An 11,685-nucleotide genomic window follows, 5' to 3' on the forward strand; every position below is an offset into this window, starting at 1 on the left:
CCCCGGATGGTTCAGCGTCGTGACGAACTTGCTGATCTCCCGTACCCTGTTGATCTTCTTGAAGATCGACGGGAACGGGCACGATGACAGCTCGGACGACGCTCGTGATCCCGGCCGACCGGCTCGCTTCCCTGCAGGTCCCGGCCCTGGCCGTGGACACCGGCGGCCCCGGCCCGGTCTGGGTCGACATCCCGCTGGGCGGGGTGGCCGGCTCCGGCACGATGCGGGTCCCGCTCGCCGCGCGCACTGTCGAACGGGCGGGCCGCCGCCTCCTCGAGTTCCGGTACCGCCCGCTGGTCGGCTGGCTGCTGTTCGCCGCCTACCTGGTCGCGGCCGAGGTGTTCGTCCGGAGTGACGGCGGGCCTTGGTACGGGGCCTGGATTCCGGGATTCATCGGTGCCTGGTCCGTGATCAGCAGGCGGCGGCCGGAGCAGGTGCCGTACCGGACGTACCGCAGTGAGGTGGTGCTGCCGGAGATGGACCCGGCACTGAGGATCCGCCCGCCCGGAGATATCCGCTTCATGACCGAATCGCAGGAGCCTGCACGATGACCGACCGGACGACACTCGTCATCCCCGCCGACCGGGTGGCCACCCTGGAGATCCCGCCGCTGGCGCTGGACACCGGTGCGCCCGGCCCGGAGTGGCTGGACATCCCGGTGAGCATCTGGGTGTTCCGGCGCAAGCCCAGCATCCGGCTACCGTTCAGCCCGCAGGTGGCCGCCAAGGCCCGCTGGCGGATCCGGTTCGCGCCGTATCTGACCGTCGGGGGCCTGGCCTCGATGCTCGGGTATGTCGCGTTGGCCTTCGGCGGCCGGACGCCCTGGGGGTTCCCCCTGATGGCGGCCGCGTTCGGGACGTCGATGCTGTCCTATCAACGGGTGATCCGGCAGATGCCGGCTCGCACCCGTGACGGTGGCCTCCGGCTGCCCGAGGTTCCGGTCGAGGTCGCCCGGAGCTGGCAGGACGTCAACCCGGGCCTGACCGAGACCACCGAGCCCGCGCCGCACTGGTACTCCCGCCGGGTCTACGGCTTCGCCGCGCTCGGTCTGATCCTGGCCGGGATCCTGCTCGTGGTGATCATCGCCAACGACGGCATCGCGGACTTCTACCTGGTCTTCGTGGCCGCTGCCCTGCTGGCCGCCGGCCTGATGGCGGCGCTGAAGACGCTGCCGCCCGGCTACATCCGTTTCGACCGTCGCACATAGGGTCCACAAAGGACTACGCTCGGCAGCGTGCGTGGTGGACTGCTCTCCCTGCTGCTCAAGATTGTCGCGTTGTGGTTCGCCGCGACGCTGCTGGCCTGGCCGGCCGCGGTGCTGACGGTCCCGCCGGCGCCGGGCGAGCCCGACCGGCAGCTGGGCTGGGCCGTGCTCTGGCTGCTGCTGACGCCGGCCACGGCCGTCGCCACGGCGTGGTGGTACCGGCCGGACCGGCTCGGGCTCCGGCCGCTGCCGTTGCTCGGCCGGGCCGCCGGGGTGCTGGCCGCGCCGGCGCTGACCGTTGTCGCCTGGGACGCGGCCGGCATGCCGTGGTGGAGCGTGCCCGGGCTGGCCGGTGGGAACGTGGTGGTCGCGGTGCTCGCCTGCATCCTGGCCTGGGCCGCGCTGGACCGGTTGCCGCCGGCCTACCTGGCCGTCGCCGCGGTGGTGGCGCTGGCCGGCGCGGCCGGGCTGGGCGCGGCCACCGGGGCGGAGAGCGCGGTCGCGGTGGTGACCGGATCGACGACCACGACCGGGTCCCGGGTGTGGATCGGGGTGGCGCTGGCGATCGTGCAGCTGGTGGCGCTGGCCGTGGCCGGGCTGGCCGGCTGGCGGCTGTTCGACCAGTGGCGGACCGGGACGCTGAGCCACGCGACCGACCGCCGGCAGGGGCAGTGGCCGCCGAAGCCGGGCGAGATCTGGTACGCGGACGTGCCGTTCGCCGAGTCGGACGACTCGAAGGACCGCCCGGTGCTGGTGCTGCGCACGGCCGGGCGGCAGGCCGAGGTCCTGAAGATCACCAGCCAGGACAAGTCGAAGTATCCGCAGCACTACCTGTTCCTGCCGTATGCGAAGTGGCACCGGGTGCTGGATCGGGACAGCTGGCTGGAACTGCGGCCGCAGCGGCTGGACTATCCGCGCTTCCGGAACCTGCGCGGGCTCGCCCGGTTCGGCACCGTGCGTACGGTGAAAGGTCGGGAAAACGCGGCGAAAGCCGCCGCCTGAGTGACCGCGGTGTCACGGACGTCATAGCCTCTTGCAGGTTTCCTATTTTACCTATAGGAAATAGGGAGAGGAGGTCGTCCATGCGCCGCATCCGCGTGACCGTCGCTAGTCTTGTCGCCACGTCTCTCTTGGTTCTGGCCGGTTGTTCGGCCGAGTCGTCCGGCAGCGCCGCCGACGCCGGCAAACCCGTCAGCGGTGGTTCGCTGACCTGGGCCGTCGAAACCGAGCCGATCACGTTCAACCCGCACCTCTACGCGCAGGCCAAGGCCCGGCTGCTGGTCTGGAACAGCTTCGAGGCCCTGCTCACCCACGACGACAAGGGCGGCTACCTGCCCTGGCTGGCCACCGGCTACGAGGTGTCCGCCGACGGCAAGACGTACACGTTCACGCTGCGCACCGGGGTGACCTTCAGCGACGGCACGACGTTCGACGCGGCAGCGGTCAAGGCGAACGTCGACCAGCTGCGCGCCGACGGGTACGCCCCGGCGGTGGCCGCCGTGCAGCTGAAGAACCTGGCCACGGTCGAGGCCAAGGACGCCTCCACCGTCGTCTTCCACCTGACCGAGCCGGACGTGCTGATCCTGGACTTCCTCTCCTCGCCGCAGGGCGCGCAGGTGTCGCCCGCGTCGCTCAAGGCCGCCAAGAACCTCAAGGCCGGCGGCCCCGAGCTGGCCGGCACCGGCCCGTTCATCCTGGACAGCTACACCCCGGGCCAGCAGGTCCACTTCAAGAAGAACCCGGCGTACGACTGGGCGCCCGCCAACGCCGGGCACACCGGTCCCGCCTACCTCGACGAGATCACCTACCGGTTCCTCAAGGAGTCCTCGGTGCGCGTCGGCGCGCTGACCTCCGGGCAGGTGCAGGTGATCGAGGGCGTGCCGGCCACCGACGAGTCGCTGATCAGCGCGAGCCCGAACCTGAGCCTGCAGCGCGGGCTCAACTCCGGGTCGGCGTACTCGTACTACTTCAACACCGCGCACGCGCCGTTCGACGACGTCCGGGTCCGGCAGGCGTTCCGCGAGGCCCTGGACGTGCCCGCGGTGCTCGACGGGGTCTACCGGACCACCGCGACCCGGGCCTGGAGCGTGATCGGACCGACCAGTCCGTTCTACGACAAGACCCTGGAGGGCACGTACAGCGGAGACGCGGCCACGGCGAACACGCTGCTCGACGCGGCGGGTTGGGCGACCAAGGACCCGGAGGGCTTCCGGACCAAGGACGGCAAGCGGCTGACCGTCCGGCTGGTGCAGTCCGCGCCGTTCGTCCGGGACCGCCGGGACGTGCTGGCCCAGGCGATCCAGGCCGCGGTCAAGCAGAGCGCCGGCATCGACCTGCAGGTTCAGCTCGTCGACCAGGGCACCGCCACCAAGGCGCTGGCCGACGGCGAGTACGAGGTCTTCGACAACTCCCGCGCCGACACCGACGCCGGCGCCGCCCTGAACCTGCTGCTCTACTCGACCGGCGCGATCAACCGGACCGGCGTCAAGAACCCGGACCTGGACAAGCTGCTCGACGACGCGGTGGCCACCACGGACGTGGCGAAGCGGACCGCGACGTACCGGGCCCTGCAGAAGCTGGTGATCACCGATCAGGCGCTGGTGTTCCCGCTCTACGCGCCGCAGGACCAGATCGCCGCGGCCAAGACGGTCGGCGGGGTCGGCTTCGAACCGACCGCCGGGGTGCCGGGAAGCGCCTACCGCCTCTGGTTGAGCAAGTGACCAGGGCGATCCTGCGCCGGGTGGGCGCCGGGGTGCTGGTTCTCTGGGCCGCTGCCACCGCCGCCTACCTGGCGCTGCTCGCCGCGCCGGGCGACACGGTCGACGCCATCATCGGTGACGGCGCCGACAGCCCGCTGATCCGCTCGCAGATCATCCAGGAGTGGCACCTCGACCGCCCGGCCGTGGTGCAGTACGTCGACTTCCTCGCTCGGGCCGTCCAGGGTGACCTGGGCCGGTCCTACCTGCTGCAGCGGCCGGTCGCCGAGGTGATCGGCGGCCAGCTCGGGCCGACGCTGCAGCTGGCCGCGACCGCGGCCGGGTTCGGCATCGTGCTCGCGCTGGTGCTGGCCGTCGTCGCCCGGCGGCCCTGGGTGCGCCGGCTCAGCTCGACCACCGAGCTGGTCCTGGTCTCCACCCCGCCGTTCCTGATCGGGATCGTGCTGCTCAGCCTGTTCTCGTTCCGGCTCGGCTGGTTCCCGGTCTCCGGCGCGCAGGGCGCGGCCGCGCTGGTGCTGCCGGCGATCACGATGGGCCTGCCGATCGCCGGGACCCTGGCACAGGTGCTGCGTGACGGGCTGGACCGGGCCCTGGACGAGCCGTTCGCGGTCACCGCCCGGGCCCGCGGGCTGCGGGAGAGCGCGGTGCTGGTCCGGCACGCGCTCAAGCACGCGCTGCTGCCGACGGTGACCATGCTCGGCTGGTCGTTCGGGGTGCTGATCGGCGGCACCGTGATCATCGAGCAGGTCTTCGGCCGGCCCGGACTCGGCCAGGTCACCGTGCAGGCGGTGAACGCCAGCGACCTGCCGGTGGTGCTGGCCGTGGTGATCCTGGCCGCCGCGGTGTTCGTCGTGGTCAACACGCTGACCGACCTGGCCTACCTGGTGATCGACCCGCGGCTGAGGAGGAGTTGAGCGATGACCATCGCCCTGATCCGGCCGGTGGCGGCCCGCCTCACCTGGCGGGTGCCCCGGCCCGGCGTCACCGCCGCCGCGCTGTTCCTGCTCGTCGCGCTGACCTCGGCGGTGTGGCCGTCGCTGTTCGCCGGCGACCCCCTGGCCGCCGACCCGCTGCACGTGCTGGAGGGGCCGTCCGGGCAGCACTGGTTCGGCACCGACCAGCTCGGCCGGGACGTCTTCGGCCGGGTGGTGCACGGCGCCCGGCACTCGCTGACCATCGGCGTCTCCGCGATCGTCATCGCGGTCGGCGCCGGCATCCTGCTCGGCCTGATCGCCGGGCTCAGCCACCGGATCGCCGACGAGGCGCTCAGCCGGTCGTTCGACGCGCTGTCCGCGTTCCCCCTGGTGCTGCTCGCGCTGCTGTTCATCGCGATCGCCGGTACCGGCACCACCAGCCTGATCGTGGCGATCGGGGTGGCGCTGGTGCCGCACTTCGCCCGGGTGGTGCGGGCGCAGACGTTCGTGGTGCGCCGCGCCGCGTACGTCACGCACGCCGTCGCGTTCGGCGCCGGCCGGGCCCGCCTGGTGGTGCGGCACGTGCTGCCCAACGTGCTCGGCCCGATCCCGGTGCTCGCCGTGATCGGTCTCGGCGAGGCGATCCTGCTCGCCGCCGGGCTGAGCTTCCTCGGGATGGGACCGCAGCCACCCTCACCGGAATGGGGCGCGATGATCTCCGAAGGCCGCGGGTACCTGCACATCGCCTGGTGGACGTCGATCCTGCCGGGCGCCGTGGTCACCGCCACGATCATCTCGCTGACCGTGGCCGGGCGCTTCCTGCAGCGCCGGTTCGAGGGACGGGACCTCGCATGATCAACGTCGAGGACCTGCGGGTCACGTTCCACCTGCCCCGGCGGACCGTCGAGGCGGTCCGCGGGGTCAGCTTCACGGTCGAGCCCGGCGAGTGCGTCGCGATCGTCGGCGAGTCCGGCTCCGGCAAGAGCGTCACCGCCCGCAGCCTGGTCGGCCTGGCCGGTCCGGGTGCGCGGGTGGACGCCACCCGGCTCGAGGTCGACGGTCAGGACGCGCGCCGCTTCGCGCCCCGCGACTGGCGCCGGCTGCGCGGCGGCTTCGCCGGACTGGTGCTCCAGGACGCGCTGGTCTCTCTCGATCCGCTGCGCACGGTGGGCGCGGAGATCGGCGAGGTCCTGCGGGTCCACGGTCAGGGTTCGAGGCTGTCTCGTACGAAACAAGTGCACCGCCTGCTCACCGAGGTGCACGTCCCCGAGCCGGAACGCCGCGCCAAGCAGTACCCGCACCAGCTCTCCGGGGGCCTGCGCCAGCGCGCGCTGATCGCCTCCGCGCTGGCCGGCGGCCCGAAACTGCTGATCGCGGACGAGCCGACCACCGCCCTGGACGCCACCGTGCAGGCCCAGATCCTGACGCTGCTCGCCGAACGGCGCGCGGCCGGCGAGACGCTGCTGCTGATCAGCCACGACCTGGCCGTGGTATCGCGACTCGCCGACCGGATCCTGGTGATGAAGGACGGGCGGCTCGTGGAGTCCGGGCCGTCGCGGGTGCTGCTGACCGGTGCTGATCACCCGTACACCAGGGAACTGATCGCGGCCGCGACCGGCCGCCGCCGTGCGCGAACCGCCCAGCCCGGACCCGAGCCGGTGGTGATCGCCGAGGCGGCCGCGCTGCGCAAGGTCTACGGCGACCGGACGGTGGTCCGCGACGTCGGCCTGAGCATCCGGCACGGGGAGATCGTCGGGCTGGTCGGCGAGTCCGGCTCCGGCAAGACCACCGTGGCCCAGCTGCTGTTCGGGCTGGTCGAGCCGACCTCCGGGAGCGTGACGTTCGAGGGCGCCCGGTTCAGCGGGGTGCCGGAACGGGCCCGCCGGCCGCTGCGCCGCAAGCTGCAGTTCATCGCGCAGGACCCGCTGTCGGCGTTCGACCCGCGCTGGACCGTGCGGCGGATCGTCGCCGAGGCCCTGCCGCGCGGCGCGACGGTGACACCGCTGCTGGAGCGGGTCGGGCTCGGCGAGGACGTCCTCGACCGGTACCCACGGCAGCTCTCCGGCGGGCAGCGGCAGCGGGTCGCGATCGCCCGGGCCCTCGCCCCGCGACCGAGTCTGATCATCTGCGACGAGCCGGTGTCCGCGCTGGACGTCTCGGTGCAGGCGCAGGTGCTCGACCTGCTCGCCGAGATCCGCGAGCGGGACGGGACCGCGCTGCTGTTCATCTCGCACGACCTCGGTGTGATCCGGGACCTGGCCGACCGGGTGCTGGTCATGCACGACGGGCGGGTGGTGGAGGAGGGCGACGTCGCGGCCGTCTTCGACCGGCCCGGCCACGAGTACACCCGGAAACTGCTCGACGCCGTACCGAAACTGGAGGTTCCGGCATGACACTGCACGTGGCGGTCGCCCTGACCGGGTCATCGTTCGACGCGTCCCGATGGGTCGACCAGATCCGCCGGGCGGACGAGGCGGGGATCGACTTCGCGACCTTCGACGACACGTTCGGCCGGTCGGGCCCGGACGCGGTGCTGGTGGCGTCGCGGGTGGCGCCGCTGACCCGGTCCATCGGGCTCGTGCCGGTGGCCACGACCACGCGCACCGAGCCGTTCCACCTGTCCACCGCGCTGGCCACGCTCGACCACGTCAGTCACGGCCGGGCCGGCTGGCAGGTGCGGATCTCCGCCGACCCGGCCGAGGCGGAGCTGCTCGGGCGGCGGGCGCCGCTCGGTGTCGACGACCTGATCAGTGAGGCGGCCGACGCGGTCGAGGTGGTGCGCCGGCTCTGGGACAGCTGGCAGGACGACGCGATCATCAAGGACGTCCCGACCGGCCGGTACATCGACCGGGACCGGCTGCACTACATCGACTTCACCGGGGAGCACTTCACCGTGAAGGGGCCGTCGATCGTGCCACGGCCGCCGCAGGGGCAGCCGGTGATCGCGGCACTCGCGCACGCCGCACAGATCTGGGACCGGCTCGACGTCGACGTGTACTTCACGACGCCGTCCGACGTGGACAGCGCCGCGACGATCGTGCGTCAAATTCGCGCCCATGGCCGTACCGATAAATTGGTTTTTGCTGATCTTGTGGTGTTCCTCGCCGGGGATCAGGAGACCGCGATCCGCCGCCGGGCCGCGACCACCTCGGACGCCGCGGTCTTCGCCGGCACACCGGAGCAGCTCGCCGGCCTGATCGCCGGCTGGGAGCCGTCCGGGATCAGCGGCATCCGGCTGCGGCCCGGTGACGACGAGCACGACCTCACCGCGATCACCCGGGACCTGATCCCGCTGCTGCGGGAGCGCGGCCTGTTCACGCCGTCCGCCGAGCCCGACCTGCGCACCCGACTCGGCCTGCCGGCGGCCGTCAACCGTTACGAAGGAGCCGCACGTGCCTAAGCAGATCATCCTGGCGGCGCACTTCCCGGGCGTGAACAACACGACGGTCTGGAGCGACCCGCGGGCCGGCAGCCAGATCGACTTCGGGTCGTTCGAGTACCTGGCCCGCACCGCCGAGCGCGGCCTGTTCGACTTCTTCTTCCTGGCCGAGGGCCTGCGCCTGCGCGAACAGCGCGGGCTGATCCACGACCTGGACGTGGTCGGCCGCCCGGACACGCTGACCGTGCTGACCGCCCTGGCCGCGGTGACGACGCACCTGGGGCTGGCCGGGACGCTGAACGCCACCTACCACGAGCCCTACGAGCTGGCCCGCCAGCTGGCCACGCTCGACCACCTGTCCGGCGGCCGGGCCGCGTGGAACGTGGTCACCTCGCCCGGCGCGTTCTTCGGCGAGAACTTCCGGCGCGGCGGGTTCCTCGACCACGCCGACCGGTACGTCCGGGCCGGCGAGTTCATCCAGGCGGCCCGCACGCTGTGGGACTCCGACGGCGGCGACTTCCACATCCAGAGCTCGCAGTTCGACATCAAGGGCCGGTTCGGGGTGCCGCGCAGCCCGCAGGGCCACCCGGTGATCCTGCAGGCCGGCGACTCGGACGGCGGCCGGGAGCTGGCCGCCCGGCACTCCGACGCGATCTTCTCCCGGCACCACCAGCTGGCCGACGCGCAGGAGTTCTACCGGGACGTGAAGGGTCGCCTCGCTTCATACGGGCGACTTCCCGATTCGTTGAAGATCATTCCTGGGGTGTCCTACGTGCTCGGCGACAGTGATGCCGACGCCCAGGAGAAGGCTCACCACATCCGGCGGCAGCAGGTCAGTCCGCAGACCGCGATCCTGCTGCTGGAACAGCTGTGGAACCGGGACCTCTCGGCCTATGACCCGGAAGGGCCGCTGCCCTCGGCCGACCCGCTGCTCGACGAGGACGAGACGATCGTCAAGGGCCGGGCCGGCATGTATCCGGACCGGTTGAAGACCGCGGCCGAGTGGCGGGCGCGCGCCGAGGCGAAGAACCTCTCGATCCGGGACCTGATCATCGAGGTGACCGGGCGGCAGAACTTCATCGGCACCGCGTCCTCGGTCGCCGCCTCGCTGAACGAATATGTCCAGACCGACGCGTGCGACGGGTTCATCCTGGTCCCGCACCTGACCCCGGCCGGGCTTGACGACTTCGTCGACCAGGTGGTCCCGTTGCTGCAGGAACGCGGTGTGTTCCGGACGTCGTACGAGGCCACCACCCTGCGCGGCAACCTGGGGCTGGCATGAAATTCCTGCTGCTCACCCTGATCACCTACTTCGACCACACGAAGAGCCCGGCCACCCGGCTGCGTGAGGTGGTCGACAGTGCGGTCCTCGGCGAACAGCTCGGCTTCGACGGGTTCGCCGTGGGGGAGCGGCACGAGCGGCCGTTCCTCTCCTCGGCCCCACCGGTCGTGCTGAGCCACATCGCCGCGAAGACGTCGACGATCCAGCTGTGGACCGGGGTCACCACGCTCAGCCTGCTCGACCCGGTCCGGGCGTTCGAGGATTACAGCACCCTGGACAACCTCTCCGGCGGCCGGCTGGAACTGATCGTCGGCAAGGGCAACGGGACCGCGCAGGCCCAGCTGTTCCACGTCACCGTCGAGGACCAGTGGGACCGGCAGCGGGAGAGCTACGAGCTGTTCCGCCGGCTCTGGCGCGAGCCGAAGGTGACTTGGGAGGGGAAGTTCCGGCCGTCGCTGACCGACGCGGAGACCTGGCCGCGGCCGTTGCAGCCGGAGATCCCGATCTGGCACGGCAGCGCGACCAGCAAGGCGTCGGTCGAGCTGGCCGCGCGGTACGGCGACCCGCTCTTCTCGGCCAACGTGACGAACCCGATCGAGCCCTATGCCGCTCTGATCGATTACTACCGGGAGCGCTGGACCTTTCACGGCCACGACCCGGCGAAGATCCGGATCGGGGCGGGCAGCGCCGGGTTCTACGTGGCCCGCACCTCGCAGGAGGCCCTGGACGTCTACCGGCCGATCTGGCAGGCCCGGGTCGACCAGTTCCGCAAGGTCGGTGTCGAACCGGTCTTCGCCACCCTCGAGGACGCCGTCGAGCGCAGCTCCGCGCTGGTCGGCTGCCCGCAGCAGATCATCGACAAGGTGCACCGCTACCACGAACGGTTCGGCCACGAGATCACCCACCTGGCCGCGGAGACCGAAGGCCTGACCGAGAAGCAGCAGCGGGCCAGTCTCGAACTGTTCGCCGGCGAGGTCGCCCCCGTGTTACGCCCGCTGAAAGGTCGGTAAGAGCCATGCCCGTACCCCTCTCGATCCTCGACCTCGCGCCGCTGGTGTCCGGCGGCGACGTCGGTGACGCCCTGCGGCGGACCCTGGACCTGGCCCGCAGCGCCGAGCACTTCGGCTACCACCGGTACTGGGTGGCCGAACACCACTTCACCCCGGGCGTCGCGTCGGCACAGCCGGCGCTGCTGCTCGGGCAGCTGGCCGCGGTCACCGAGCGGATCCGGCTGGGGTCCGGTGCGGTGCAGACCGGGCACCAGACCGCGCTCTCCATCGTGGAGCAGTTCGGCTTGCTGGACGCGCTCTACCCGGGGCGGTTCGACCTCGGGCTGGGCAGGTCCGGTCAGGCGAAGAAGGAAGCGCTCCGGGCCGCTGAGTCTTACGCTGTCGAGGTGCACGAGGAGGTCGTCGACGGGCTGCTCATCCCGAAGCCGTTCTCCTGGGCGCCGATCTTCGCCTCGGATCGCACCGCGCTCGCCAGCAGTCTGCTGTCCCAGCCCGGCGCGGAACCACTCGGGCTGACCGAGATCCTCGACCAGATCGACGGGCTGCTGGCCGGGCCGTACCCGGACGGCAAGGGCAACGAGGTCACCGCGGTTCCCGGCGCCGGCGCCGACCTGGAGGTGTGGCTGCTGGGCAGCAGCGGCGGGGAGAGCGCGCGCACGGCGGGGGCCCGGGGCCTGCCGTTCGCGGCGAACTACCACGTGGCGCCGGCCAAGGTCCTCGAGGCGGCGGCGGCCTACAAAGCGTCTTTTGTGCCGTCGGCGACCCGCGACAAGCCGCACCTGATGGTCTCGGCCGACGTCGTCGTGGCGGAGGACGACGAGACCGCGCGGCGGCTGGCCGCGCCGTATGCCCTGTGGGTGCGCAGCATCCGGACCGGGCTGGGCGCGGTGCCCTACCCGAGCGAGGAGGAGGCCGCCGCCTTCACATGGACCGATCATGACCGTGACCTGGTCGCGGATCGGGTGGCGACCCAGTTCGTCGGGTCGCCGGCGACGGTCGCCGCTCAGCTGGAGACCCTGCGGCGGGTCACCGGCGCCGACGAACTCCTGATCACCACGATCACCCACCGGCACGCGGACCGGGTCCGCTCCTTCGAACTGCTGGCCAAGGAGTGGGCAGGGTAGGCGGTCCGGCTCCGCGTCACCCCTTTTGCGGTACGAATACGGAGCGGCCGTCCGC

The 11,685-nt window shown here is 71.7% G+C and carries 11 protein-coding genes; all 11 read left to right on the forward strand.

Translation table 11 applies throughout. The features are described 5' to 3' along the window. Nucleotides 1-83 precede the first annotated feature (83 nt). The 11 genes from Apa02nite_RS29510 to Apa02nite_RS29560 all read left to right on the forward strand — a co-directional run bounded on the left by Apa02nite_RS29510 (nt 84) and on the right by Apa02nite_RS29560 (nt 11,630). Nucleotides 84-551, forward strand: a complete 468-nt coding sequence (locus tag Apa02nite_RS29510) for a hypothetical protein (RefSeq protein ID WP_203827912.1) — start codon at nt 84-86, stop codon at nt 549-551. Next, a complete protein-coding gene (locus tag Apa02nite_RS29515) occupies nt 548-1,207 on the forward strand; it encodes a hypothetical protein (RefSeq protein WP_203827913.1) in 660 nt (219 codons plus the stop codon). The genes Apa02nite_RS29510 and Apa02nite_RS29515 overlap by 4 nt, the downstream gene beginning before the upstream one ends. A 27-nt stretch (nt 1,208-1,234) precedes the next feature. Continuing rightward, the gene (locus Apa02nite_RS51290; RefSeq protein ID WP_239164658.1) at nt 1,235-2,206 is read left to right on the forward strand and encodes a hypothetical protein; all 972 of its coding nucleotides are present in this window, start codon (nt 1,235-1,237) and stop codon (nt 2,204-2,206) included. Nucleotides 2,207-2,286: 80 nt separating this feature from the next. Continuing rightward, complete coding sequence (locus tag Apa02nite_RS29525) at nt 2,287-3,924, forward strand: ABC transporter substrate-binding protein (protein WP_203827914.1); 1,638 nt, start codon at nt 2,287-2,289, stop codon at nt 3,922-3,924. Continuing rightward, nucleotides 3,921-4,835, forward strand: a complete 915-nt coding sequence (locus Apa02nite_RS29530; RefSeq protein ID WP_203827915.1) for an ABC transporter permease — start codon at nt 3,921-3,923, stop codon at nt 4,833-4,835. The genes Apa02nite_RS29525 and Apa02nite_RS29530 overlap by 4 nt, the downstream gene beginning before the upstream one ends. 3 nt (nt 4,836-4,838) lie before the next feature. Next, on the forward strand, nt 4,839-5,690 hold the full coding sequence (locus Apa02nite_RS29535) for an ABC transporter permease (protein WP_203827916.1): 852 nt from the start codon (nt 4,839-4,841) through the stop codon (nt 5,688-5,690). After that, nucleotides 5,687-7,228, forward strand: coding sequence for a nickel ABC transporter ATP-binding protein NikE (gene nikE, locus Apa02nite_RS29540; RefSeq protein ID WP_203827917.1), 1,542 nt, complete (start codon nt 5,687-5,689; stop codon nt 7,226-7,228). The genes Apa02nite_RS29535 and nikE overlap by 4 nt, the downstream gene beginning before the upstream one ends. Continuing rightward, nucleotides 7,225-8,235: an LLM class flavin-dependent oxidoreductase gene (locus Apa02nite_RS29545; protein WP_203827918.1), complete on the forward strand. Its 1,011-nt coding sequence runs from the start codon at nt 7,225-7,227 to the stop codon at nt 8,233-8,235. The genes nikE and Apa02nite_RS29545 overlap by 4 nt, the downstream gene beginning before the upstream one ends. After that, nucleotides 8,228-9,496 carry an LLM class flavin-dependent oxidoreductase gene (locus Apa02nite_RS29550; protein WP_203827919.1) on the forward strand — a complete coding sequence of 423 codons (1,269 nt, stop codon included), beginning with the start codon at nt 8,228-8,230 and terminating at the stop codon, nt 9,494-9,496. Before Apa02nite_RS29545 ends, Apa02nite_RS29550 begins: the two co-directional genes overlap by 8 nt. Next, a complete protein-coding gene (locus Apa02nite_RS29555; RefSeq protein WP_203827920.1) occupies nt 9,493-10,506 on the forward strand; it encodes an LLM class flavin-dependent oxidoreductase in 1,014 nt (337 codons plus the stop codon). The genes Apa02nite_RS29550 and Apa02nite_RS29555 overlap by 4 nt, the downstream gene beginning before the upstream one ends. Nucleotides 10,507-10,511: 5 nt before the next feature. Next, nucleotides 10,512-11,630, forward strand: coding sequence for an LLM class flavin-dependent oxidoreductase (locus Apa02nite_RS29560; RefSeq protein WP_203827921.1), 1,119 nt, complete (start codon nt 10,512-10,514; stop codon nt 11,628-11,630). Nucleotides 11,631-11,685 lie beyond the last annotated feature (55 nt).

This window comes from Actinoplanes palleronii (assembly GCF_016862315.1).
GTDB classification, from domain to species: domain Bacteria; phylum Actinomycetota; class Actinomycetes; order Mycobacteriales; family Micromonosporaceae; genus Actinoplanes; species Actinoplanes palleronii.